Consider the following 24,608-nt stretch of genomic DNA (forward strand, 5'->3'; position numbering starts at 1 on the left):
GGGGCCTGGCCTCCGAACAACCCTCGCCCCGGCGCGATCGCTCACCAGCGATGCGCCGCACCACCAAGTCGGCGACCCTCGCGGCCATGAGACGACCCGTCCGGCCGTCTCCTCTCGACGCCACGAGCGCACATCCGGAGTACCGCGGAAGGCCCCTCCGCGTACCAGCCACGAGGAGGTTCCTTCCTGGGAACTGTCACCCCCTCCCGAACCCGATCGATTCGGCAGGCGCCAGCCTGTCGAGCCTGTCCCGATGGACACCCTGGAGGCCGCCACGGTGCTGAGCATGCCAACGAGTTGGGTCCATGGGGAGGCATCGAAGCTGGGCTCGAAGGGCTACCGACCGGGTCGAGGAAGGAACCAGGGACTGCTGCCTGAGCAGCGGCCGGCCCGCACGTGATGCGGCCCGTGCCGTGAGGCCGCAGCAGATGGGCATTGCCCCTTCGCGTGTGGCCATTGGCCGTCCGCCCGAGGCTTGTCCGTCTCGGGAGCGACGGGCCGGCGCGGGTGTTCTGAGGATGCGGGCGCTGCCATCGAACGACCGGCCGTCGGCATCGGCCGGGTTCAGGCCCTGACCCGATCACGACCAAGCCCCGTACCGTCAGGAGCCGGCGGCGGCGTTGTGTGCGGCTTTGCGGACGCCGACGGTGACCAGTGCTATGACGGCGCCGGCCAGCAACCCGATTCCGCCGACGAGGGCGCAGGCGTGGAGTGCGTCGGTGAAGCTCGCCGCGTAGACCGACTGGGCCTGTGCCGTGGTCGAGGGGCTGGAGAGGCGGAGGAAGGCGCCGGCCTGGATGCCGGCGTCGGAGACCACGCCCAGCACTTGCCCCTTGTCGGCCGCGCCCAGGCTGGATGCGGCGAGGTGGTCCGGCAGGGCGTTCAGGGTGCTGCGGGTGAGCAGAACACCGAAAACCGCGGGGCCGAGCGCGCTGCCTATCTGGCGAAGGGCGTTACTGGCGGCGCCCGCGGTGGGGGCGAGCCGGGGCGGCAGGCTGTTCACGGCGATAGTGGTGATGGGGGCGGTGGCGAGAGCGATGCCGATACCGAGGACGCCGATGACGGCCGCGACGGCGAGGGCGCCGCTCGACGGGCCGAAGGTGGTGATCAGGAGGGCGCCGATGCCCGCTCTCGGCCTTCGCCGAACACGAACACACGGACGAGGCAGCCGGTTTCCCGGCACTGTGAGACCCCGACGGCCGCGGACCGGCGACGTACGACGTACCGCCCGCGGCCTCACGAAGGGCGACGTACCGCCCGCGGCCTCACGACGAGGGAGCACGGATGCTGCCCGCCGAGACCATCGCGGCACTCGCTGAGGAGCTCGCCGACACGGAGCGCGAACGCGGAGTCATCCCGCGCCCCACGGCCCGCCATCCCGAGGCGACGGTCGAGGACTCCTACGCGATCCGGGCGCGTGGCGCGACAGGACCATCGCCGTGGGCCGCCGCCTGGTCGGCCGCAAGATCGGTGTGACCTCCATCACCTGTAAGGCTGAATGCTTTTCAGTCGCCCCATTCGCATCCCGGGGACGCGTCCGACCGGCGGCCGGAACGTTTCCGCGTGTGTCCAGCGGCGAGTCGTCGCCGCGCGATCAGCGGATGCGAGACCCGGAATGACGGAGTCTGGTTTGCGCCATGATCGACGCATTAGAGATATTCCCACCCGAGCGCCGCCATGCTCTCCGGGAAGACAGCACGTGACGTGTCCGTGCCGGAGCGGTGCGTCACACGCTCCGGTGCGGGTGCGCTGGAGAGAACAGGGAACTCAATGTCCAAGCTTCGTCTCGCCCGTACCGCAGCCTGCGCGGCTGCCGCCGCAGCGCTGGCCGGCGGATTCTGCGCCGGGAACGTCTCGGCGGCGGACAACACCGGGCAGGACCTGATCAACAAGTCCGACGGCAGCCGCTTGGCGCTGTACGGCGACTCCGTCGCCGAGGGTGCCACTGCCGTCAGCCTGCGCGACCCCGCCTGGACTCACAAGACCGAGGCCTGGGACCAGGTCAACGGCCGCTGGGAGAGCGGCGGTTACACCGTCACCCTCAGGAACCAGGCCGCCAACCGCTGCCTGCAGCCGTCCTCGGCCACTCCTGTCCGCGGCACCACCATCGTGGTGCGCACCTGTGACGGTTCCGACCTCCAGCGCTGGGTCCTGCGCCCGGAGTACGGCGAGAACTCCCGCTGGTGGCTGTGGGAGCCCAAGGTGAACACGAAGCTCGCCGTTGCGCTCAACCGCTACAACGACGGCAGTTGGAACACCCTGTACCTGGACACCGCCTACCCCAGCGACGACCGGCTCTGGAACCTCGCGCCCAACAACACCAGTTGGTGACGTCTGCCGTCACCGCCTCCGCGGACGTCACACTGCGCCGGAGGGCGGATCAACGACGGACGGTCTCCGTCTCCAGTGCGAGGTCCCCGTCAGTGACGACCGGAGCCCACTTCACGTAGGCGCCCCGCTCCGGCCCCGGCCTCCAGCCGGGGCCGGAGTTCGTGCTTCAGGGTGCGGCTCTGCCCTCTTCAGCGACCACGCGCGCCGCCGTTGCCGACCGCGTCGGTCAATTGATGTCGCGCGGGGTTGCGCGGTCCTCTCGGGGCGGTGTATCGAGCGCACACAGGTCGCCGACGGGTACGGGTTTGACCGGAAGATGGGCGGAGAAGCGGCCGCCGAGGCCGATGGGCTGGTCGCGGGCCGCCGCGAGCACGCCGGCGACGGTGTTCTCGCAGTAGCGGCCCTGGCAGGGCCCCATGCCGGTGCGGCAGGAGAGTTTGACGGCGTTGACGTCGGTGACGAACGGCGCCGACGCCAGGAAGTCGTCCACGTTTCCGCGGCTGACCATTTCACACCTGCACATGATCGTTTCCTGGGTCGCGAGTCGCCCCAGGGCCTCGCGGCCGGGCTCGAAGACGCGCTGCACCACGGTGGAGAAGCGTGCGGCACGGGCCACCGCACGCTCGGCTTCGGTGAACGCGGCGGCCGGAACGGGGCGTCCGAGGTCGGCGGCGAGTGCGAGGGCCGCAAGTGTGCCCTCTGCGCGGGACGCGTCGGCTCCGGCGACTCCCGAGGGTTCTCCGGCGACGGACACCCCGGGGACGGACGTCCGCAGCCGTCCGTCGTGGGCGACCACCCATCCGCCCCTGGGTGAGTCAAAGGTGAGTTCGCATCCCGCCTGGCGGGCGAGTTCGGTGGAGGCGACGAAACCGTATCCGACGACGAGGTGCGATGCGTCGACGTCGCGTGGGGCGCCCTTCGCCTGCCACCGCCGGTCGACGCGGGTGAGCGTGACCCGCGAGACGTGTTCCGTGCCGTGCGCGGCGGTCACGACCGTACGGGGTGAGACGCGTACGCCACGGCGCAGGAGCCGGGTCAGGACGGTGCCCGTCTCGGCCAGCATCCTCAGGTGGCCGGGGACGGCGTTCAGGGCACGCAGCATCTCGGCCGGGGCCGGAATGCTCTGTGCGAACGCGACCTCGCGAACCGGCACCCCGTTGCCGACGAGCAGGTCGGCCACGAGCAGCAGCAGGGGGTGGGCACCGGCCAGCACCACATCGCCGGCGGGCGCGACCTTCTGGGCCTTGACGAGGGTCTGGACGCCGCCCGCGGCCATGACGCCGGGCAGGGTCCACCCCGGGAAGGCGACGGGCAGGTCGTAGGCGCCCGTGGCGATCAGCAGCCGGCGCGCGGTGATCATGCCGGTGCCGCGGGCCGGGTGGTTGACGGCCACGCACAGGGTGTCCGGATCGGTGTCCTCGTGCAGGATGCCGATCGCCGACCAGCCGAACCGTCCGACCACCCGGGTGTCGGCTTCGAAGCGCCGGATGAGGGCGGTGGCCCACTCGTAGCCGGCGGTGGGCCGGAACTCGCTGCCGGTGAAGGTCTCGGGGGGCTGGCGGAAGATCTGTCCGCCCGCGCGCCGCTGCTCGTCGATGACGACGACCCTCAGCCCGTGGTCCGCGGCGGTGAGCGCCGCCGCCATGCCGGCGGGACCGGCGCCGATGATCGCGAGGTCGAACATCACAGCCTGCCCTGTGTCCGCACGGCCATGTCCTCACGTGCCGGAACGAGGCAGGTGCGGGTCAGCGGCCGGCCGTCGACGGTGGCGGCGCATTCGAAGCACGTCCCCATGTTGCACAGCGGCGCCCGGCGGGCCCCCGTGCGGTCACGGTCGAACGCGGCTCCGTGGGCGAGCATCGCCGTCGCCACCGTCTCGCCGGTGCGGGCACGCAGCGGCCGGCCGTCCACGGTGATGGTGACGGCGGCCGCGCGTTCGTTCACGGTGCGGCGCCAGGTGTTGGCCTGGTTCATGGAGGGCTCCTTCACGCGAAGCGGGCGGGGTCGTACGGGGTCAGGTCGATGTCCGGGGTGGCTCCGGCGAGGAGGCCGGCCAGGACCCGCGCGAAGCTCGGCCCGAGGGTGAACGCCGATCCGCCGGTGGCGACGAACACGCCCGGGGCTCCCCCGACCGGGCCGACGAGGGGGAGCTGGTCGGATGCCACCGTGGTCGCGCCGGCCCAGCTGCGCACGGCGGGGACCCGCGCGAGCGCGGGGACGGTGGCGACCGCGGCTCGGGCGTTGCCGGCGATCGAGGCGGGGACGAGCCGGGGCTTGAGGTCGAGGTCCGGGGCGCCGTGCGCGTCGCTCATCAGCCGGGCCGGCCAGCCGCCGCCGATCAGGACCGTGTTGTCGAGCGACTGTTTGAGCGACAGTCGCGCGCCCGCGTGCTGGACGAGGTGCGGGATGAACCGGGGGACCTTCGAGGTGACCGTCATCACCAGCGCGAGCGGGACGGTGGGCAGCACGGCGTCGAAGAGCCGCCCGATCGCGGTGGTCCAGATGCCGGCGGCTATCACCACGGCTGCCGTGCGGACGGTGTGGGTCCGTTCTGTTCCCGCGTGGTCCGTCTGCCGCAGGGTGAGGTCCCACCCCTTCGTCGCGCGGTGTGCGCCGACCAGGCGGGAGCGGGTGCGCACGGTCGCACCGGCCGCGATGGCGGCCCGGCCGACGGCGGGGGCGGCGGTGCGGGCGTCCGCCTTTCCCTCCAGAGGGCTGAAGTTGGCCGCGACGATGCCGGGCGAGAGGTACGGGGCGACGGTGTCCAGCTCGGTGCGGTCGAGCGTGCGCACGTCGAGGCCCCAGGAACGTTCCAGCTCCGCCTTGAATTCGAGCACTCCGACCTGGTCGGCGTTCTCTGCGACCATGAGCCCGCCCGTCTGCCGCACACCGAGGGGCTCCTTGATCTCCTCCTCCATGCACGCCCACCTGTGGGCGGCGTCCAGGTGCAGCGGCATGGCCTCCGCCGCGACGCGGGCGGCCTCCGCTCCCGCCTCGACCATCCGGTACTCGAGCTGGAAGTGCAGACTGCCCGCGTTCTGGCCCGATGCGTGCTGGTTGACCTGGTCCTTGTCGACGAGCAGCACCCGCGCCCCGTCACGGGCGGCCATCCACGCGGTGAGGCAGCCGAGCAGGCCGCCGCCGACGACCACGGTGTCGTAGTGCTCAGTCATCGCAGAGGGGGCCCGTCTCGATGCCGAGCTCGTGCAGGGTCGCCTCGACGCGGGCGACCTCCTGCGGCGTGAGCTCAAGGAGCGGCGCCCGTACGAACCCCGCGGGTATGCCGCGCAGCCGGAGCGCGGTCTTGATGATCGCCTGCTGGTTGCCGAAGCGGACGCCGTAGTCGGGGCGGAACCACGCGTCCATGTACACACGGTCCTTCCCTCCCAGCCGGATCGCCGCCTCCCGGTCCCCCGCGTCGACGGCGTTCCAGAACCCGGCCTGGTCGCGGCCGAGGATGCCCCCGGTCCCCATCAGGCCGTCGCCGTGGCCGAGCATCGCGAGGTCGGCGCCCATGGCGTTGGTGGGCAGGCCGAAGTAGCGGACCTGGCTCTCCAGCGCGTACATCGCGGTGAGGAAACCCGCGAAGTCGCCCGTGGAGTTCTTGATCGCGACGACGTTCTCGATCCGCGCGAGCTCCGTGAGCAGATCGACGTCCATGTCCACGACGCAGCCGCGCGGCCAGTTGTAGACGGTCATCGGGATGTCCGTGGCGTCGCTCACCGCCCGGTAGAACGCGACGATCTCGTTGCGGTTGGGCACGATGTAGGGCGGCGGCGTGAGGAGAATGCCGTCGAGGCCGGCGGCCTCCGCGGCGCGGGCGTGGGCGATCGCCTCGTCCGGGGTGAACGCGTTGCAGGCACCGAGGACGGGGAACGCGTCGCCGCGGTGCTCGGCACCGGCCGCGAACAGCCGCGCGCGTTCCTCCGGGGACATGGAGAACCACTCCCCGCTGGTGCCGGCCAGGATCGCGCCGTGGATGCCCTCGTCGACGAGCCAGGACATCTGGACGTGCAGGGCGTCGATGTCGAGCGCGCCCGCGCGGGTGAAGGGGGTGGTGATGGCCGGGATGTAGCCGCGCCAGTCGACGGTCGTGCGGTCCATGGGTGCTCCAGAGGGTTCGGAATGGTTTCTGCGGTGGTGGGGGGGGCGGCTGTTCAGACCAGGGCCGGCGCGCGTTCGGGGCGCTTCAGCTCGGCGCCGTCCATGCCCTCGAAGCGGCGGCCCCAGCCGGTCGCGGCGGAGGCGACCATGACGACGGTGAGGATGAGCGGGTAGAGCATCGCGGTGAAGATCTCCGTCGTGGACAGGGCGGGCACGCCCTTGATCCCCGACGTCAGCTGTGCGCCGATGAAGAGGTAGGCGCTGAGCACGGGGACGATCGAGGCGATGCCCATCGCGAAGCAGTCCATGACGACCGCGCGGCGGTACGGGTGGAGGCCCACGCGTGAGCCGATCTCGTCGGCGACCGGGCCGAAGGTGAGCAGGGCGGCCGAGTTCACACCGCCGAACAGCAGGGTGGTGGCCGATATGCCGATGCCGATGGCGAACTCCGCGCCGCGCGGGGTGCGCGAGAGCGGCCCGTCGGTGAGGGCGCTCACCAGCCAGTCCAGGACGCCCGCGGCGGTGAGTACGCCCATGATGCCGAACACGCTCACCACCAGCGCGATCACGCTGAGCATGTCGGCGACGCCGGAGACCAGGAAGCCGGTGGGCGCCCCGTCCGAGACGCCGATGATCCCCTGCATGGTCAGCAGACCCGAGGCGAGGCCGGTGACGATGCCGGTTCCCAGCCCGACCGTGACCGCCTTGAAGATGTCGCGGGTGAGCAGTGCCACGGCGAGCATGAGGGCGACCGGGATGAGCATCACGAGGGCCAGCGGGTCCGATGCCTGTTCCAGCAGGCGCTGGGAGTGGCCCGAGTCGCCGGAGTGGCCGGATGCTCCCAGGAGGAGGAATCCCGCGGCCGCCAGGCCCGCCGTGGTGAAGGCGAAGCGGGCGCGGCTGCGCACGACTCCGGCGATGTCGGCGGTACCGGCCTTCCGGCGGAACGTCTGCGTCGAGGAGGAGATGACGGTCGTGTCGGAGATGGGGGCCACGTTGTCCCCGAAGATCGCGCCGGAGATGATCGCGGCGGCGAGGAAGGCCGGCGAGGCCCCGAGGAGCACCCCGGCGGGGTAGAAGATCGGGAACGCGGTGAACATGGTCCCGATGGACGACGCCGTCGCCATCGAGATGACGCAGACCGCGGCGAACGCGAAGAGGGTGAAGGTGCCTCCGCTGACACCGAGCAACCCGGCGAGCCAGACGAACCCGCCCGACACGTTGGTCTCCTTGATCAGTGCGGACATCAGCCCCACGCAGAACAGGATCATCACGATCGTCACCGCCGTGGGTGAGCCGATCCCCCGTGTCACGGCGGACCAGTACGCCGTGTACGGCTTGGCGCACACGGCGCCGACCAGCAGCGCCACGACGCCTCCGGCGGCCAGCGCGGTCATGTCGAACGTCTTGAACACGACGAAGAAGACGATGCAGAACGCGAGGAACACGACGACCGGCAGGAACGCCAGTGTCCTTCCTCCGCGGAAGACCAGATCCTTGTCGGCGGTCATGGCGGTGAACCTCATCTCCGCAGCACTGAGAAGTTCCCAGCTGTGCACTTATTTACGTATGTATACAAGAGTGCACAGCGCTGCGGTTGTCAAGGCCCCCTGGGGGGTGCAATACGGAACACAATCGGAAATATGCGCCACCGAACCACTTCGGGGTGTGCAGAAAAGTGCACAAGAGTGCGCACTGTTCCGTTAAGCTGAGGCTGTGATGGGAGATCAGCTACGCACCCTCCGGACGGAAGCGGGACTCAGCCTGCGCGATCTGGCGGCACAGACCGGCCTGTCCGCGACCCTGCTCAGCCAGGTCGAGCGGGGGGTCCGCGAGCCGAGCCTCAAGACGCTCCGGGCCCTGAGCGCCGCATTCGGCTCCTCGACCGCCTCCCTGTTCCACGAACAGGCCCCGCTCACGGCCCACCACAGCCGTCCGAGCGAGCGGTCCCGCCTGCTGATGCCGAAGGGTCTGGTGCAGTACGAGCGTCTGACACCCAGCAACGGCCAGCTCGAAGTCCTCCTGGGCACGCTCGAACCGGGGCAGTCCTCCGACTACGAGCAGTGGAGCCACGTCGCGGTCGAGTGCGCCTACGTCATCTCCGGCACGGTCGAAGTGCACGTCGCCGACCAGATTTTCGACGTCCGGGCGGGTGAGGCGCTGACCTTCGACGCGGCGCTGCCCCATCGCTACAGCAATCGCGGAGACTCGGTCGCGACCTATCTGGCCTCGGTGACACCACCCACGCCGTAGGGCCGGGCGGTGCCGGGCCGGCACCCTCCTCGTCAACGACATCGGTCCCCCCGCGGCAGCCGCGGGGGGACCGAGTGACGACCGGGTGCGTCAGCGTGTGACCACGTGCCGCTCGTTCGGTACGCAGTGGGTCATCGTCAGTCCGCTCACGTCGCGCGGCGGATTGTCGCCCAGGCGGGAGAGCCGCTGCCGGTCCTCATCGGTCAGGTCCTGGCCGGCCAGCGGCTCCAGGCCCTTGACGTCACCCGCGCCGATGCCGAGGCCCTCGCCGACCTTGAGGCCCAGCTCGTTCTCCACGAGCAGGAAGTGCCAGACCATCCGCTCCTGGACCTGCCGGTCGCACTGGGAGAGCAGGTCGATGAAGTTGTGGACGAGGTCGTCCCGCTCCCACTGCTCCATCAGCAGGTAGCGCTGGCCCGCCTGGACGTAGTCGTTGGTGCGCGGGATGCGCTTGCGCGTGAGCCTGCCGCGGATCTCCGGCCCCACGTCGTCGTGCGTCGGGTACTGCGCCTCCCGCAGACCGCCGGTGATCGACGGCTCGTAGTTGACGATGGGGTTCTCGCCGCCGCCGTCGACGTGATAGGCCATCAGACCGTCGCGCTGGTTGGTGCGCACCTCCGCGTGCTTGGCCCGGTTGACCGGCAGTTGCAGATAGTTGGGGCCGACGCGGTAGCGCTGGGTGTCGCTGTAGGAGAAGGTGCGGCCCACCAGCATCTTGTCGTCGGAGAAGTCGAGCCCGTCCACCAGCACACCGGTGCCGAAGGAGATCTGGTCGTTCTCCGCGAAGTAGTTCTCCGGCATCCGGTCGAGCACCATCCGGCCGACCGTCCTGGGCGGGAACTGCTGCTCGGGCCAGGTCTTGGTGTCGTCGAGCGGGTCGAAGTCCAGCTCGGGGTGGTCGTGGTCGTCCATCAGCTGGACGAGCAGCTCCCACTCCGGGTGTTCGCCGCGCGCGATCGACTCGTACAGGTCCTTGGTCGCGTGGCCGAGACCGTCCGCCTGGACGTTCGCCGCGTCCTGCTCGGTCATGCTGCGGACGCCCGCCTTGGGCATCCAGTGGTATTTGACCAGGAAGGACTCTCCCTCGGCGTTGACCCACTTGTAGGTGTTGACGCCGAAGCCCTGCATGTGGCGGTAGTCCGCCGGGATACCGCGCGGGCTGAACAGGTTGACCAGCATGTGCATGGACTCGGGCGTCTGCGACATGAAGTCGAAGATGCGCCTCGGCTGCTGCTCGAACGTGACGGGGTCCGGCTTGAGCGCGTGGATGACGTCGGGGAACTTGATGGCGTCCCGGATGAAGAAGATCCCCAGGTTGTTGCCGACGAGGTCCCAGTTGCCGTCCTCGGTGTAGAACTTCACCGCGAAGCCGCGCGGGTCGCGGGCCGCCTCGGACGAGTCGCGGCCGCCGATCACGGTCGAGAAGCGCACGGCGAGGTCCGTACGCTTGCCGCGCTCCTGGAAGAGCTTGGCGCGGGTGAAGCGGCTGATGGGCTCGTCGCCGAAGGCTCCGTACGCCTCGAAGTAGCCGTACGCGGTCACGCCCCGGGCGTGGACGACGCGCTCGGGGATGCGCTCCCGGTCGAAGTGGCTGATCTTCTCCAGGAACTGGTAGTTCTCCAGCGTGGCCGGGCCCCGGGCGCCGACGGTGCGCTGGTTCTGGTTGTCGTAGACGGGGTGGCCCTGCCGGTTGGTGAGCGTCCCGCGTTCGTCGCCGGAGGCGGGGCCCCTGCTCGATACGTCCGTCACGTGCGTCGACTCCTTCGAACCGTGTACGAATGCTCCGTTTCACCAAGCTATGCGAGGTTTGCGTACACGGCTGGATGGAGCGGTCCGTGCGGCGGACGGCCGTCGGGGGCACGCCGAACCGTCGTGGTCCCGTCGGTCCTGTCCGGTTCGGCTGTTCGGGTCGCCGCTCCCCCGTTCCTCAGAGCAGCAGGATGATCGCGTAGACCAGGAAGAACGCCGCGATGACCAGCGTCAGGCCGATGATCAGCGCCATCGGGGCCTTCGCCCAGCCCTTGGGCGGGTTGTAGACGGTGTCCTGGGGCCCCGTCTCCGACATGCCGCTCTCGGGGGGCGGGGTCTCGCCCGGCGGGACACCCCTGCCGGGTTCCAGGCCTGGGGTCCTGCGGGGTTGAGGATCGGGGTCCGGGGTCTGCGAAGAGGTCATGGCTTCCACGTTCCCCGATGACCGCCGGGTTCGCCCGCCCGGCGGCGGGGCGCCGTGCCCCGCGCGGGTGAGACGGCGGTGGGCCGGCCCGGGGGTGCGGTGCTCCCCGGGCCGGCCCACCGGCCGGTCCACCCGGCCGCGGCTTCGCCGACAGGCTTTAGCCGGCGTACGTCTCGAACTCCGCGATCCTCGGCGTGCCGCTGGAGCCGGTGATCTCGAAGGTGATCTTGCGCAGGGAGGTGGTGGGGATCGTGATGGCACCGGCACCGCTGCCGGTCTTCAGGACCGCTCCGGTGTCGGCGTCGAGGACCCGCCAGGAGCCGATGGCACCCTGGGCGCCCGCGGCCTCGCGGATGTCGAGCGAGGAGACCGTGGTGGCGGAGGGCCACTTGATGGAGACGGAGCCGGTCGAGCCGGACGGGGACCAGTAGGTGTTCAGGTCACCGTCGCGTACGTTGCCGTAGCTCGTCCCGCTCGCCTTGCTGGAGCCGTCGGCGCCGGCGCCGAGGCTGAGGTTGGTCCCGCCGGGCGTGGTCGGGTCCGTCGGGTCGGTGGGATCGGTCGGGTCGGTGGGGTCCGTCGGGTCGGTCGGGTCGGTCGGGTTCGTCGGGGTGCAGTTGCCGTCCGAGACCTTCAGGCCCTTGTTGGCGCCCGCCGTCCGGGTCACGATGTCGGGCACGCAGGAGGCGGTGTCGAGGTCGTAGGCGTAGGGGATGCTGACGGTGGTGTTGGACTGGGGGTCCGGGCCTGCAGGGTGGTTGTCGCTGCTGGGCGTGGACCAGGTCACGTTGTCGAAGGTGTTGCCGCTGACCTGCCAGTACCCGGTCGTGTCGGTGTAGAAGGTGCCCAGGACGTCCTTGGAGTCCTTGAAGTAGTTGTTGTCCACCTTGGCGTGGGCACCGGCCCGGGAGTTGATCCCGGACTTGTTCAGCTTCACGTAGTAGTTGTTGTAGATGTGGGCGATGCCGCCGCGCAGCAGGGGCGTGCGGGAGTCGACGTTCTCGTACAGGTTGTGGTGGAACGTGACATAGCCGTTGTTGAGCTGGGTCTCGCTCGACCCGATGAGGCCGCCCCGGCCGGAGTTGCGCAGGGTGCTGTAGGACAGGGTCACGTACTGGGTGTTGGCCTTCATGTCGAAGAGGCCGTCGAAGCCCTCCGACTCTCCGCCGGAGGCCTCCAGCGTGGCGTGGTCGACCCACACGTTGCGGACGTCGCTCTCCATGCCGATGGCGTCGCCGCCGTTGGAGGTGGGCGAGCCGGACTTCTTGACGTTCTTGACGGTCACGTTCTGGATGATGATGTTGCTGGACTGGCGTATGTGGATGCCCAGTTGGTCGAAGACGGCGCCGTTGCCGACGCCGACGAGCGTGACGTTGCTGATCTGTTTGAGCTCGATCACTCCGGCCGCCGTGTTGCAGCTGCTGCCCGACACCTTGGCGGTGTTGGCGTGGTTGATGGTCCCCTCGACCTCGATGGTGATCGGGGTGCTGCTGCTGGCCCGGCCGCACAGGGCCTCATGGATCTGGGTCCCGGTGGTGGCGCGTACGGTCTGGCCGCCGGCGCCGCCGGTGGTCCCGCCGTTCTGGCTCGCGTAGCCGGTGGCGCCTCCGGTCGCCGCCGAGGCCTCGGGCATGGTCAGGACCGCGCCGGTCGCGGCCGCCAGGGCCATCGTGGACAGCGCCGCGGAGAGTCGCAGCGCGACTGGTCGCCTCATGTTCGTCCTCATTCGTCGTCGGATCACGGGTGGGGAAGCCGCGTGGTGCGGTCGTGCCGGACGTGCAGGAGCCGCGTACCGCAGTGGTGCGGGCGGACCGCAGAAGTCGCCGCGGTGTGACGCCCGCCGTAACGAGGCTTGAATCAGGTGGAAAGCGCTTTCTGGTCGCCGAGAATAGAGCCGCCAAGGTTGCACTGACAAGGCTGTGAGCACCACAGAATGCGCTCTCTTTTCAGGGACACGTCAAACCGGTGTGCGATCGGGGCGTAACCGGGTCGTAACGGCCGCGAAACCCTTCACCCGTCCGGCACGCAGGCCGGCTAACGGACCCAACTGCCCGTCCGCGGCGGGGTGATGGGCACGGCGCGGGCGGCCGTCCCGGTACGGCGCGGCGGCATGACGGATCGGGCCGCCCGCCCCCGAAGGGGCCGGACCGCCGGACGGGGGGGGCTGACGGATCAGAGCAGCGCGGCCAGCGCGCCGGCGGAGACAAGGGCCAGGACGCAGCCGAGACCGGCGGTCAGTTCCCTGACGCGCCGCGCCCCGAAGGAGGGGGTGCGGGCGGTCGCGTCCTCGGGGGCGTCCTCCGCGTAGTACACGGTCACGATGTCGCCCACCGCCACATCCAGCGGGCGCTGGCGCTCCTCGAACGAGACGGTCCGGCCGTCGGCCGTACGGAACCTCAGAGTCGGTTGCGAATGGGTGGTCGGGACGCCCTCGACGTCCACCGTCTCCTCGGTGCGCACAGCCGTGCACCGCGCCTCGGCGCTGCGCCCGGCCCAGGCGGCCCGCAGCCTCGGCCCCTGCAACTGCCGGTCCACGATCCTCGCGAAGTTCACGGCCCCGGCCGCGGCGAGGACGAAGTAGACGGCGGCGATGACCATGACTCTCCCGGATTCGGCGGCCCCCCGGCCGGCACCATCCGGGCGCCGGGGCCACGGCGGACCGTCATGGTCTCCCGCGCGGCGCCCGCCGACAAGGCCCCCGGCCTCCGCCCCGGGACACACCAACACCACGCGCGCGCCCGCGCCGTGGAGAGAACGTACGAATTCCCTACGCGGGGGTAGTGAGCGCGCCGCTCTTGCTATACCTTCCGTCTAACAGCTTGCTAGACACCGCGTCTAACAAGCGGGGCGGCGCCCGGCAGCCATCGACCTCATCGGCCCACGCGGGATGAGGGGGCCGGGCGGCGACGGGCCGATCCCACGAGTCAAGGAGCCGCAGCATGGCAAGCAGCACCGTCCGGGCGGAGGACCAGGACCGGGCCGCCGAGCAGGACGTCGCCCGGCGCCTGCTGGATTCGTCCGCGAAGCTCTCGTACGATCCGGCCACCGAGGTGGACTGGAACACCCCTCTGGACACGGACCACCACGGCGCGAGCCCCGAGTGGAGCACGCTCTACTCCACCTCGTACTGGGCGGAGTTGACGGAGCCTCAGCGCAAGGCGCTGACACGCCAGGAGGCCGCGTCGGTCGCCAGCACCGGCATCTGGTTCGAGATGATCCTCCAACAGATGGTGCTGCGCGACATGTACGCCAAGGACCCGACCGATCCGCGTTTCCAGTGGGCCCTGACCGAGGTCGCCGACGAGTGCCGGCACTCGATCATGTTCGCGCGGGGCGCCGCGAAGCTCGGCGCACCCGCCTACCGGCCGCGCCGGCCCGTGATCGAACTGGGCCGCGCCTTCAAGACACTTGCCTTCGGCGAGGCCGCCTACGCGGCGATCCTCGTGGCGGAGGAGGTGCTCGACGTGATGCAGCGCGACTGGATGCGGGACGAGCGCGTCGCCCCGTTCGTCCGCACGATCAACAACATCCATGTGGTGGAGGAGTCGCGCCACATGAAGTTCGCCCGGGACGAGACCCGTAAACGGCTGCGCGGCGCGGGCCCGGTCCGCAGGCACCTCAACGCGCTCGTGGTCGCCATCGCCTCGTACTACATCGTCACCAGCATGGTGAACCGTGACGTGTACGCGAACGCGGGCCTGGACGCCGCGCGGGCGCGCGCCGAGGCGAAGACCAACGAGCACCACAAGTCCCTGATGCGGTCGAGCTGTTCGGGGCTGATGGAGTTCCTGGCCTCGGCCCGCCTGCTGACGAAGCCGGCCCTGTTCTTCTACAAGCGCGCCGACCTGATCTGACCCGAGCCGAGAGCCCGAGCCGACCATGACCTACGCCATCACCCAGACCTGCTGCAGCGACGCCACCTGTGTCTCCGTGTGCCCCGTCAACTGCATCCACCCGACACCGGAGGAAAGGGACTTCGGCAGCACGGAGATGCTGTACGTCGACCCGCGGACCTGCATCGACTGCGGTGCCTGCGCCGATGCCTGCCCGGTGGACGCGATCTTCCCGGTGGACAGCCTCTTCGGGGCACGCGAGGAGTACGCCGCCATCAACGCGGCCTACTACGCGGACCGGGAGCCGGAGCCGGCCTCCGGGCCCAACTTCCACGCCTGGGGCGCCCCTTCCTTCGCGCGCAGCCTGCCGTCGGACTTCGCGCCGATCCGGGTGGCGGTCGTCGGCACCGGCCCCGCCGGGATGTACGCCGCCGAGGACCTGCTGCTGCACACCAACGCCGAGGTGACCCTGGTCGACCGGCTGCCGGTGGCGGGCGGCCTCGTCCGGTACGGAGTGGCACCGGACCACCCGGGCACGAAGGGGGTGGGCGAGACCTTCGCGCGCTTCCACTCCCACCCCCGGGTGCGGATGCATCTCGGGGTCGAGGTGGGCAAGGACATCACCGCCGATGAGCTGGCCGCGCACCACGACGCGGTGATCTACGCGGTCGGCGCCGGCGCCGACCGCCGGCTCGGCATCCCGGGCGAGGACCTGCCCTCCAGCATCGCGGCGACCTCGTTCGTCTCCTGGTACAACGCGCACCCCGAGGTGGCGCCGGAGGCCGTGGACCTGTCCGGCGCCGAACGCGTGGTCGTCGCCGGGAACGGCAACGTGGCGCTCGATGTGGCACGCCTGCTGGTCACGGACGCGGCCTCGCTGGCGGGCACCGACATCGCCGATCACGCGCTCGCGGCGCTGCGCGGCTCGGCGGTGCGCGAGGTCTTGCTGCTGGGGCGGCGCGGCCCCGAGGACGCCGCCTGCACCTCGTCCGAGCTGCTCGCGCTCAGCCATCTGCCGGGCGTGGAGCTGGTGGTGGACGACCACGATCCGCGCATCGGCCCCGCGATCGAGGGCGCGGCGTACGGCAGTGCGGCCGCCGTGCTGCGGGGCGTACACCGGGAGCACGTGGACTGGTCGCGCCCGCCGGCGGACGGGCGGCGCATCGTGCTCCGCTTCCACTCCGCACCCGTCGAGATCGTCGGCCGGGACGCCGTGGAAGCCGTCCGGGTCACGGCCGGGGAGGGCGAGGCGCGGCTGCCGGCGCAGCTGTTCCTGCGGGCGATCGGCTACCGGGGCCTGGCGCTCCCGGGCCTGCCCTTCGACGAGGCGAGCGGCACGGTGCCGCACGAGGGCGGCCGGGTGGCGGGCCTGCCCGGGACGTATGTCGTCGGCTGGATCAAGCGCGGCCCCTCGGGCGGCATCGGCGCCAACCGCACCTGCGCGGCCGAGACCGTCGGCACGCTGCTGGCGGACGCGGTCGCCGGGGCGCTTCCCGCCCCCGCCCACCCGGCCAGGGCGTTCGGCCGCCTGGTGCGCGGCCGGAGCCGCCAGGTGGTCGACGCCCGGGGTCTGGCCGCCATCGACCGGGCCGAGCGGGCGCGCGGCCGGGACGGCGGGCGGCCGAGGGTCAAGTTCGCCACGGTGCCCGAGCTGGTCGCGGCGGCGAGGGGGCGCCGCCGGGCCGCGGGCTGATTCCGCGCCGGCCACGCCGTCGGCGCGGCCGGCCGGTCAGAACTCCTCCGGCCCCGACAACCGCCGTGGCCCGCCCCATCATGGACCCACGTCGGCGCGGCCGGCCGGTCAGAACTCCTCCGGCTCCGGGACCCGCGCCCTGGATCGCTTGCCGACCACGGCGGCGGCCGCGACCGCGCTGCCGGCGAAGGCGAGGGCGACCATCCAGGGCTGGTTGAACGCGTGGCCGGTGGCGTGGTCGACGGAGTAGCGGCCGGGGCCGGTCAGGCCGATCGCGGCGGCGGTGAAGCCGAGGAACGCCGGGTACTCGTAGCCGCCGCCCTGCGCGAAGAAGCCCGCGGGCGCGTGGACGGCCACCGCTCCGGCCATGGCGCCGGCCGCCGCCGCCCCGGCCGCCGGGGTGGCGAGGCCCAGAGCGAGCAGCGCGCCTCCGCCCGCCTCGCCGAGCCCGGCCGCGATGGCGCTGTGCTTCGGCGGACGGAAGCCCATGGCCTCCATGGCCGCGGTGGTGCCCTCTACTCCCCCGCCGCCGAACCAGCCGGCGAGCTTCTGGCTGCCGTGCGCGGCGAGCACCGCTCCCGTGCCCACGCGCAGGACGAGCAGACCGAGGTCGTGACGGTTGACACAGCCCATGGGGGCCTCCGGTGGGTTTCGGGGCCCCGCCCGGACGGCGCGGGTCCCTGGATGCCGTACGTCACCACTCTCCGTGCCCCGCGCCGTGCGCGGACCGCGTTGTTACGCCGTCCGGGCGGCCCACAACGGGGCGTGACCCGTGACACAGTGCGACGAACGCCATTGTGCAACTTGTTGCACAATGGCGTTCCGGTGGTCTAGAACTGGGGCGACGCCACAGCGAGGAGCCGCCGCATGAGCCCGTATCCGCATCTGCTGAGCCCGCTCGACCTCGGGTTCACCACCCTGCCGAACAGGGTCCTGATGGGGTCGATGCACGTCGGCCTGGAAGAGGTCGAGAACGGCTTCGAGCGCATGGCCGCCTTCTACGCCGAGCGGGCCCGCGGCGGGGTGGGCCTCATGGTCACCGGCGGCATCGCGCCCAACGAACGGGGCTGCTCGTTCCCGGGCGGGGCGAAGATGACCACCGAGGCGGAGGCGGCGGAGCATGCCCGGGTGACCTCGGCCGTGCACGCGGCCGGCGGGCGGATCGCCATGCAGATCCTGCACTTCGGCCGCTACGCCCACCACCCGGGCCTGGTGGCGCCGAGCGCGATCCAGGCGCCGATCAGCGCGTTCACCCCGCACGCGCTGACCGACGACGAGGTCGAGGCGACGATCGAGGACTTCGTCACGGCGGCCGCGCTGGCGCGCGGCGCCGGTTACGACGGCGTCGAGATCATGGGCTCCGAGGGCTATCTCATCAACGAGTTCATCGCCTCGGCGACCAACCACCGCGAGGACCGGTGGGGCGGCTCGTACGAGAACCGTGTGCGCTTCCCCGTAGAGATCGTGCGCCGGGTGCGTGAGCGGGTCGGCAGCGACTTCATCCTCATCTACCGGCTCTCGATGCTGGACCTGGTGCCCGGCGGCTCGTCGCTGGACGAGGTCGTGCGGCTCGCCCGGGAGATCGAGGCGGCCGGCGCCACCATCATCAACACGGGCATCGGCTGGCACGAGGCCCGCATCCCCACCATCGCCACCTCGGTCCCCCGGGGTGCCTTCACCTGGGTCACCGAGAAGGTGCGCGGCGCCGTCCGCGTACCGCTGGTGACGAGCAACCGGATCAACACCCCCGAGGTCGCCGAGCAGGTCCTCGCGGCGGGCCGCGCGGACATGGTGTCGATGGCCCGGCCGTTCCTGGCCGACCCCGACTTCGTCGCGAAGGCGAGTGAGGGCCGCGCGGACGCGATCAACACCTGCATCGGCTGCAACCAGGCCTGCCTGGACCACGTCTTCAGCGGGCAGGTGACCTCCTGCCTGGTCAATCCGCGCGCCTGCCACGAGACGGAGCTCGTCCTGTCGCCGACCCGCACCCGCAAGCGCGTCGCCGTCGTCGGCGCCGGGCCCGCCGGGCTCGCCTGCGCCGTCACGGCGTCCGAGCGCGGCCATACGGTGACGCTCTTCGACGCGGCCGACGAGATCGGCGGGCAGCTGAACGTGGCCCGCCGGGTGCCCGGCAAGGAGGAGTTCAACGAGACGCTGCGCTACTTCCGCACCCGGCTCGCCGAGGAGAACGTCGAGCTGCGGCTCGGCACCCCGGTCGGCGCCGGGGACCTCGGCGGGTACGACGAGATCGTCCTGGCCACCGGGGTCACCCCCCGGACCCCGGCGATCCCCGGGGCCGACCACCCCAGCGTGGTCAGCTACCTCGATGTGCTGCGGCACGGCGCGCCGGTCGGTGACCGGGTCGCCCTCGTCGGGGCGGGCGGGATCGGCTTCGACGTGGCCGAGTTCCTGACGGACGGCGGGCAGGCGGCGAGCCTGGACCCCGAGGTGTTCTTCCGGCAGTGGGGGGTCGACACCGAGTACCGCGAGCGCGGCGGCCTCACGGCCCCGGAGCGCCCGAAGACCACCCGGACCGTGCACCTGCTCCAGCGCAAGGAGAGCAAGGTCGGCGCCGGACTCGGCCGGACGACGGGCTGGATCCACCGCACCGAACTGCGGCACCGGGGGGTCACCATGACCGCGGGTGTCACCTACGACCGGATCGACGACGAGGGGCTGCACATCACGGTCGGCGGCGAGCAGCACCTGCTGCCGGTCGACACGGTCGTACTGTGCGCGGGCCAGGAGCCCCGCCGGGAGCTGTACGAGGAGCTGCTCGCCGAGGGCCGCGCCGCGCATCTGATCGGCGGCGCGGATGTCGCGGCCGAGCTGGACGCGAAGCGAGCGATCCGGCAGGGCACGGAACTCGCCGGCTCGCTCTGACCCGGACGGCCGGGCGGCCTCCGGACCGTCCGGCCGTCCCTAGGATGCACCCCATGTCACTGCCGCACGCGATCCTCACCGCCCTGCTGGAAAAGCCCTCGTCGGGTCTTGAGCTGACCCGCAGGTTCGACCGGTCGATCGGCTACTTCTGGTCGGCCACCCACCAGCAGATCTACCGCGAGCTGGGCAAGCTGGAGCAGGCCGGGCAGATCAGGGCGCTGACCCCGGCGCAGCCCGCCCGGGGCCGGAAGAAGGAGTACGAGGTGCTGCCGGCGGGCCGCGAGGCGCTGTCCGCCTGGGTGGCCCGGCGGGAGGACCCCAAGCAGGTGCGTGATCCGCTGCTGCTGCGGATGCGGGCGGCGGCGGTCGTCGGAGCGCCCGGACTCGACGGGGAGCTGCGCCGCCATCTGGCGCTGCACCGGCGGCAGCTGGCGGAGTACCTGGAGATCGAGACCCGGGACTTCCCGCCGGGCCGGGACGCGCCGGAGGACCGGCTGCGGCATCTGGTGCTGCGCGGCGGCATCGACCTGGAGAACTTCTGGATCGGGTGGCTGACCCGCGCACTCGCGGACCTTCCCGTCCCGGCTTCTGATCCCGACCAGGCCGTGTCCCGCGAGGTCAGAAGCGGCCGGCCCTGATCCTGCGCGGCTGCTGAGGACGAGCGGCCCCAGGGCTCCTGATGACCACCCTCGACGGGGTACCCGCCGGGGCGGGGGCGGGCGCCGGCTGGGACTGGGCGCGGCTGAGCAGGATCACGCCCCTCACGGCGGCCGCCGCGCCGAGCAGCGCCGGGACGAGTCCGGCCGGGCCGCCCTGGATCCGCTCCCCCAGCAGGGCCAGGCCGATGGCCGCGGCGGCGACCGGGTTGGCGAGGGTGACGACGGCGAGCGGGGCACCGAGGCCGCCCCGGTAGGCCGTCTGGGCGAGGAGCAGCCCGCCCATCGCGAACGCGGACACGAGCACGGCGACGATCACCACGCGTGTGCTGAGCAGCGGTCCCGTGTGGTCGGTGACGGCGACGGTCAGGGTCTGGGTGAGCGCGGAGGCGACGCCGGATGTGATGCCGGAGGCCGCCGCGTGCCGGAGGCCGGGGCGGGCGCCCGGACGGCTGAGGCCGGTGACGAGGACCATGGTCCCGGCTCCGACGGCCAGTGCCTCGGTCAGGGTCAGCGTCTCGTGCGGGGCGCTCCCGCCGGCCGCCAGCAGCAGGGCCCCGAGGCCGAGCAGGGTGAGCAGGGTGCCGCGCCACTCGGTGCGGGTGACCCGGCGGCCCGCGGTCCTGGCGCCCAGCGGGACGGCCGCCACCAGGGTGAGCGCCCCGAGCGGCTGGACCAGGGTGAGCGGCCCGTACTTCAGGGCGGCCACGTGCAGGAGGGCGCCGCCCGCGTTCAGGCCGACCGCGCACCACCAGGCACCGCGCCCGAGCAGCCGGAGCGTCCCGGTGTCCGGTGCGGTGCGGCCGGCCAGCCGTGCCTGGGCCACCGCGGCCGCCGCGTAGGCGGCCGCGGAGACGAGGGACAGCGCGACGGCGGCCGGGGTGGCGTTCACCGGCGCGCTTCCAGACAGGCGTAGGGCCCGGCGGGTTCCCGCTGCGCCACGACGGACGGCCACGGGAGCGGCGGGCGGACCGGTTCGGCGCGCGGCAGCCGCAGCGCGGCGAACGCCACCGAGAGCAGGGCGGTCACCACGATCGAGTCGAGCCAGTAGTGGTTGGCGGTGCCGACGATGACGAGCAGGGTGACCGCCGGGTGCAGCAGCCACAACCAGCGCCACCGGGAGCGGGTGGCGACGACGAGGCCGACGCCGACCATGACCGCCCAGCCGAAGTGCAGCGAGGGCATCGCGGCGAACTGGTTGGCCATGGAGTCGGTGGCGGGAGCAGCCCCGTACACCGTCGGTCCGTAGACCTGGCCGGTGTCGACGAGGCCGGTGGCGGCGAGCAGCCGGGGCGGGGCCAGGGGGAAGACCAGGTGCAGGGCGAGCGCGGTGCCGGTGAGCACGGCGAGGATGCGGCGCGACCAGACGTAGTGGCGGGGGCGGCGCCAGTACAGCCAGGCCAGGAAGAGCAGCGTGGCCGGGAAGTGCACGGTCGCGTAGTAGGTGTTCGCGAGGTGGATCACGGTCTCGTCGTGCAGGAGCAGGCCCTGGACGGCGCCTTCACCGGGCAGCCGCGCGGCGCGTTCCAGGTCCCAGACACGGGCGGCGTTGTGGAACGCCTCGTCGACGTGACCGTTCGCGGCCCGGCGGCCGAGCTTGTAGATCACGAAGAGCCCTGCGACAAGTAGCAGCTCGCGGACGAAAGGCGGTCGGGCTGTGGTGTCCGGCTCCCGGTCGGCGGGCTTGCTGCCGGTGTGCTTCACCCGGTGCCCCTTTGCTGACGATGCGGTGTCCCGGTCGCGTTTGCCGCGATGCGGTGTCTCGGTCGCGGGGCGGACCCGCTTTATCGATACGCCAGTGTACCGATACGCGACCGTATCGGAACACTCGCGTATCGGTACACTGGCGTATCGATGGACCTCGTCGCAGAGTCGCAGAGAGGGAAAGCGCATGCCGTCGCAGGAGACCGAGCCGGAGCAAGCCCCCGCGCAGCGCCGCTCGAAGATCACTCCGGAGCGGGCCCAGGAGCTCTACGCCGCCGTGCTCGACATGCTGAGGGAGAGCGGCTACGAGTCGCTGACCATGGAGGGCGTCGCCTCCCGCTCCCGCTGCGGCAAGTCCACGCTCTACCGCCAGTGGGGGTCCAAGCCCGAGCTGGTCGTGGCCGCCCTGCACGGCACCCGGCGCGGCGCCCTGCGGAAGATCGACACCGGTTCGCTGGCGGGTGACCTGCTGGAGGCGGCACGGGCCATCGGCGAGGGCTCGGGCCGCGACACGCCCCTGATGCTGGCGCTGAGCCACGCGGCGCTCCAGAACCCGGAGCTGCTGTGCGCGTTGCGCGAGTCGCTGATCCTGCCGGAGCTGGCGGCGATCGAGGCGCTCGTGCGGCGCGGAGTGGAGCGCGGCGAGGTGGCGGCGGACAACCCGGCGGCGGAGTTCGTCCCGGCTCAGCTGCTGGGCGTGATGCGGGCCCGCCCAATGCTCACGGGTGCCTACGCGGACGAGACCTACCTCGTCCGCTTCGTGGCGGGCTCGGTCCTTCCCGCACTCGGCCTGGACGCTCCGGCGCCCGGGTCCTGACAGACGTGGGCCGTCGTTCCAGCGGATGACGGCGGCCCGCCCGCGCCGCACCGTGGGGACGGGGGCGGCGCGCAACCCGAACGGCCGGCGACTCCTTCCGGAGTCACCGGCCGTTCGCGTATTCCGACGCCCCCATTTTCATCCTCTTGACGATAAGCGGGAGGACCCCTTATCGTCTTCATGACGAGAAAAGATCGAGGGGGTCACCATGGCCGACATCACCCGCCGCTTCGGCTGGCGCCATCTGCGCTCCGCGCCCACCGCGCACATCCGCCACCACAAGCGCGGCCGGCTCGCCCACGACGGGGCGGGACTGAGCTTCTGGTACCGGTCGCTGAGCGCCGCGCTCTCCGAGGTTCCGGTCAACGACCGGGAGCTGGCCATGGCGTTCCACGCGCGCACCTCCGACTTCCAGGACGTCACCGTGCAGGCCACGGTGACCTACCGCATCAGCGACCCCGCCGAGGCCGCCGCCCGCCTCGACTTCTCCGTCGACCCGGACACCGGCGCCTGGCGCGGCGCACCCCTGGAGCAGATCGCGACCCTCCTCACCGAGACCGCCCAGCAGCACACCCTCGACGTGCTCGCCAGGACCCCGCTGGCCGGCGCCCTGGTGGACGGGGTCGCCGCCGTCCGCGAGCGGGTGGCGGCCGGTCTCACCGACGAGCCCAGGCTGCCCGCCACCGGCATCGACGTGGTGGCCGTGCGCGTCGTCGCCATCCGCCCCGAGGCCGAGGTGGAGCGCGCCCTGCGCACCCCGGCCCGCGAGCAGATCCAGCAGGAGGCCGACCGGGCGACGTACGAACGGCGCGCCGTTGCCGTCGAGCGCGAGCGGACCATCGCCGAGAACGAGCTGGCCAGCCGGATCGAACTGGCCCGCCGCGAGGAGCAGCTCGTCGAGCAGCGCGGCACCAACGCCCGGCGCGAGGCCGAGGAGGGCGCGGCGGCCGACGGCGTACGCGCCGAGGCGGAGGCCGCCCGCACGGTGCGGCTGGCCGGCGCCGAGGCCGAGGCGGCCCGCACGGTGGGCGCGGCGCGCGCCGAGGCGCAGGCGGCCTGGCTGCGGGCGCACGGCGAGGTGGAGGCCGGGACCCTGCACGCGCTGGCGGCCACCCGGCTCGCGGAGAACCTGCCGCACATCGAGAGCCTGACCCTCTCGCCCGACGTCCTCACCGGCCTGCTCACCAAGCTCGGCCGCCCGGCACCCGGGGCGCAGGCGTGAGCCTGGCCCCGCGGGCGGTGCTGGTCCACCGCACCACCGAGTACGAGGAGCTGCTCGCCCGGCACGGCACGCACGGCCAGGCGGCGTTCGTCCTGGCCGGGCGGGGCCGGTCCATCGAGGAGGTGGCCCGCAGGCATGAGCGGACCCGGCAGGCGCTGGCCGACGTGGCGGCGGCCGTTCCGCTCCAGTGGCGCCACAGCCGGGTGGAGCGGGCGGATCTGGACCGGTTCCTGTTCGCGCCCGAGGACGTGGTGGTCGTCATCGGGCAGGACGGTCTGGTCGCCAACGCCGCCAAGTACCTCTCCGGCCAGCCGGTCATCGGCATCGACTCCGACCCGGGCCGCAACCCCGGCGTCCTGGTGCGCCACCGGCCGGCCGACGCGGCGGCGCTCATGCGGGCGGCCGTGGCGGCCGGCGGGCGGGCCGAGGAGCTGACGATGGTCGAGGCGGTGGCCGACGACACGCAGCGGCTGCTCGCCCTCAACGAGATCTACCTCGGTCCGCCCGGCCACCAGACGGCCCGCTACCGGCTCGGCCCCGACCCGGCGGACTCCCCCGGCGAACCGCAGGCCTCCTCCGGTGTCCTGGTCGGGACCGGCACCGGGGCCACCGGCTGGCTGCGCTCGCTGTGGCAGGAGCGCCGCAGCCCCCTCGCCCTGCCGGGACCCACCGATCCCCGGCTGCTCTGGTTCGTCCGGGAGGCGTGGCCGTCGCCCGCGACCGGCACCTCGTTCGTCTCGGGCGAGCTGGGCCCGGGGCAGGGGCTGCGGCTGACCTCGGAGTCCGACCGGGTGGTGGTCTTCGGTGACGGCATGGAGGCGGACGCGCTGGAGCTGACCTGGGGGCAGAGCGTACGGCTCGGCGTTTCGGACACCGCGCTGCGGCTGGCTCTCTGAGCGCGAAAACCGGTCCCGGCCGCCCCGTAGGCTCGACGCCCGA

The 24,608-nt window shown here is 72.0% G+C and carries 23 protein-coding genes; 10 read left to right on the forward strand and 13 right to left on the reverse strand.

Annotated elements, in window-relative coordinates:
* Window positions 1-601: 601 nt before the first annotated feature.
* Entirely contained in the window at window positions 602-1,183 is a 582-nt protein-coding gene (locus B082_RS0113185) for a hypothetical protein (protein ID WP_018552271.1), read from the reverse strand.
* Window positions 1,184-1,284: 101 nt separating this feature from the next.
* Here B082_RS0113185 and B082_RS0113195 point away from each other — a divergent pair, with 101 nt between their 5' ends.
* Both B082_RS0113195 and B082_RS0113200 read left to right on the forward strand, forming a co-directional pair.
* Window positions 1,285-1,476 (forward strand): hypothetical protein, encoded by a 192-nt coding sequence (locus B082_RS0113195; RefSeq protein ID WP_026249746.1) that lies wholly within the window; start codon window positions 1,285-1,287, stop codon window positions 1,474-1,476.
* Window positions 1,477-1,770: 294 nt separating this feature from the next.
* On the forward strand, window positions 1,771-2,331 hold the full coding sequence (locus tag B082_RS0113200) for an RICIN domain-containing protein (RefSeq protein ID WP_018552272.1): 561 nt from the start codon (window positions 1,771-1,773) through the stop codon (window positions 2,329-2,331).
* Between the two features lie 226 nt (window positions 2,332-2,557).
* Here the strand turns inward: B082_RS0113200 and B082_RS0113205 are convergent, their stop codons facing one another.
* The 5 genes from B082_RS0113205 to B082_RS0113225 are packed head-to-tail and all read right to left on the reverse strand — an operon-like array spanning window position 2,558 to window position 7,946.
* Window positions 2,558-4,015 carry an NAD(P)/FAD-dependent oxidoreductase gene (locus B082_RS0113205; protein WP_018552273.1) on the reverse strand — a complete coding sequence of 486 codons (1,458 nt, stop codon included), beginning with the start codon at window positions 4,013-4,015 and terminating at the stop codon, window positions 2,558-2,560.
* Window positions 4,015-4,305: a (2Fe-2S)-binding protein gene (locus tag B082_RS0113210; RefSeq protein WP_018552274.1), complete on the reverse strand. Its 291-nt coding sequence runs from the start codon at window positions 4,303-4,305 to the stop codon at window positions 4,015-4,017. The genes B082_RS0113205 and B082_RS0113210 overlap by 1 nt, the downstream gene beginning before the upstream one ends.
* An 11-nt stretch (window positions 4,306-4,316) precedes the next feature.
* Entirely contained in the window at window positions 4,317-5,504 is a 1,188-nt protein-coding gene (locus B082_RS0113215) for an NAD(P)/FAD-dependent oxidoreductase (protein ID WP_018552275.1), read from the reverse strand.
* Window positions 5,497-6,435: a dihydrodipicolinate synthase family protein gene (locus B082_RS0113220; RefSeq protein WP_018552276.1), complete on the reverse strand. Its 939-nt coding sequence runs from the start codon at window positions 6,433-6,435 to the stop codon at window positions 5,497-5,499. Before B082_RS0113220 ends, B082_RS0113215 begins: the two co-directional genes overlap by 8 nt.
* A 53-nt stretch (window positions 6,436-6,488) precedes the next feature.
* Window positions 6,489-7,946: a Na+/H+ antiporter NhaC family protein gene (locus tag B082_RS0113225; RefSeq protein ID WP_018552277.1), complete on the reverse strand. Its 1,458-nt coding sequence runs from the start codon at window positions 7,944-7,946 to the stop codon at window positions 6,489-6,491.
* A gap of 208 nt (window positions 7,947-8,154) precedes the next feature.
* On the opposite strand from B082_RS0113225, the gene B082_RS0113230 reads away from it, so the two are divergent.
* Window positions 8,155-8,688: a helix-turn-helix domain-containing protein gene (locus B082_RS0113230; protein ID WP_018552278.1), complete on the forward strand. Its 534-nt coding sequence runs from the start codon at window positions 8,155-8,157 to the stop codon at window positions 8,686-8,688.
* 90 nt (window positions 8,689-8,778) lie between these two features.
* On the opposite strand, the gene B082_RS0113235 is transcribed toward B082_RS0113230, so the two are convergent.
* From B082_RS0113235 to B082_RS0113250, 4 genes are all read right to left on the reverse strand, one after another.
* A complete protein-coding gene (locus B082_RS0113235) occupies window positions 8,779-10,437 on the reverse strand; it encodes a catalase (RefSeq protein ID WP_018552279.1) in 1,659 nt (552 codons plus the stop codon).
* Between the two features lie 178 nt (window positions 10,438-10,615).
* A complete protein-coding gene (locus B082_RS0113240) occupies window positions 10,616-10,861 on the reverse strand; it encodes a DUF6480 family protein (protein ID WP_026249748.1) in 246 nt (81 codons plus the stop codon).
* A gap of 157 nt (window positions 10,862-11,018) precedes the next feature.
* Entirely contained in the window at window positions 11,019-12,575 is a 1,557-nt protein-coding gene (locus B082_RS0113245; RefSeq protein WP_018552281.1) for a pectate lyase family protein, read from the reverse strand.
* 458 nt (window positions 12,576-13,033) lie between these two features.
* Window positions 13,034-13,459 (reverse strand): DUF3592 domain-containing protein, encoded by a 426-nt coding sequence (locus tag B082_RS0113250; RefSeq protein ID WP_018552282.1) that lies wholly within the window; start codon window positions 13,457-13,459, stop codon window positions 13,034-13,036.
* A 341-nt stretch (window positions 13,460-13,800) separates the two neighbouring features.
* On the opposite strand from B082_RS0113250, the gene B082_RS0113255 reads away from it, so the two are divergent.
* On the forward strand, window positions 13,801-14,715 hold the full coding sequence (locus tag B082_RS0113255) for an AurF N-oxygenase family protein (protein WP_018552283.1): 915 nt from the start codon (window positions 13,801-13,803) through the stop codon (window positions 14,713-14,715).
* A 25-nt stretch (window positions 14,716-14,740) separates the two neighbouring features.
* Window positions 14,741-16,387, forward strand: coding sequence for an FAD-dependent oxidoreductase (locus tag B082_RS0113260; RefSeq protein WP_018552284.1), 1,647 nt, complete (start codon window positions 14,741-14,743; stop codon window positions 16,385-16,387).
* 108 nt (window positions 16,388-16,495) lie between these two features.
* On the opposite strand, the gene B082_RS0113265 is transcribed toward B082_RS0113260, so the two are convergent.
* A complete protein-coding gene (locus tag B082_RS0113265) occupies window positions 16,496-17,020 on the reverse strand; it encodes a DoxX family protein (protein WP_018552285.1) in 525 nt (174 codons plus the stop codon).
* A 234-nt stretch (window positions 17,021-17,254) separates the two neighbouring features.
* On the opposite strand from B082_RS0113265, the gene B082_RS0113270 reads away from it, so the two are divergent.
* Both B082_RS0113270 and B082_RS36075 read left to right on the forward strand, forming a co-directional pair.
* On the forward strand, window positions 17,255-19,270 hold the full coding sequence (locus B082_RS0113270) for an NADPH-dependent 2,4-dienoyl-CoA reductase (RefSeq protein ID WP_018552286.1): 2,016 nt from the start codon (window positions 17,255-17,257) through the stop codon (window positions 19,268-19,270).
* A 53-nt stretch (window positions 19,271-19,323) separates the two neighbouring features.
* Entirely contained in the window at window positions 19,324-19,908 is a 585-nt protein-coding gene (locus B082_RS36075; RefSeq protein ID WP_018552287.1) for a PadR family transcriptional regulator, read from the forward strand.
* On the opposite strand, the gene B082_RS0113280 is transcribed toward B082_RS36075, so the two are convergent.
* Both B082_RS0113280 and B082_RS0113285 read right to left on the reverse strand, forming a co-directional pair.
* A complete protein-coding gene (locus tag B082_RS0113280) occupies window positions 19,889-20,818 on the reverse strand; it encodes a hypothetical protein (RefSeq protein ID WP_018552288.1) in 930 nt (309 codons plus the stop codon). The genes B082_RS36075 and B082_RS0113280 overlap by 20 nt on opposite strands.
* Window positions 20,815-21,630 carry a phosphatase PAP2 family protein gene (locus tag B082_RS0113285; RefSeq protein ID WP_018552289.1) on the reverse strand — a complete coding sequence of 272 codons (816 nt, stop codon included), beginning with the start codon at window positions 21,628-21,630 and terminating at the stop codon, window positions 20,815-20,817. The genes B082_RS0113280 and B082_RS0113285 overlap by 4 nt, the downstream gene beginning before the upstream one ends.
* A gap of 187 nt (window positions 21,631-21,817) precedes the next feature.
* On the opposite strand from B082_RS0113285, the gene B082_RS0113290 reads away from it, so the two are divergent.
* The 3 genes from B082_RS0113290 (at window position 21,818) to B082_RS0113300 (ending at window position 24,565) form a co-directional block, all read left to right on the forward strand.
* On the forward strand, window positions 21,818-22,447 hold the full coding sequence (locus B082_RS0113290; RefSeq protein WP_018552290.1) for a TetR/AcrR family transcriptional regulator: 630 nt from the start codon (window positions 21,818-21,820) through the stop codon (window positions 22,445-22,447).
* Between the two features lie 208 nt (window positions 22,448-22,655).
* The gene (locus B082_RS0113295) at window positions 22,656-23,669 is read left to right on the forward strand and encodes an SPFH domain-containing protein (RefSeq protein ID WP_018552291.1); all 1,014 of its coding nucleotides are present in this window, start codon (window positions 22,656-22,658) and stop codon (window positions 23,667-23,669) included.
* The gene (locus tag B082_RS0113300) at window positions 23,666-24,565 is read left to right on the forward strand and encodes an inorganic polyphosphate kinase (RefSeq protein WP_026249749.1); all 900 of its coding nucleotides are present in this window, start codon (window positions 23,666-23,668) and stop codon (window positions 24,563-24,565) included. The genes B082_RS0113295 and B082_RS0113300 overlap by 4 nt, the downstream gene beginning before the upstream one ends.
* Window positions 24,566-24,608 lie beyond the last annotated feature (43 nt).

Origin of the sequence: Streptomyces sp. ATexAB-D23 (assembly GCF_000373645.1) — a bacterium.
Taxonomy (GTDB): Bacteria; Actinomycetota; Actinomycetes; order Streptomycetales; family Streptomycetaceae; genus Streptomyces; species Streptomyces castrisilvae.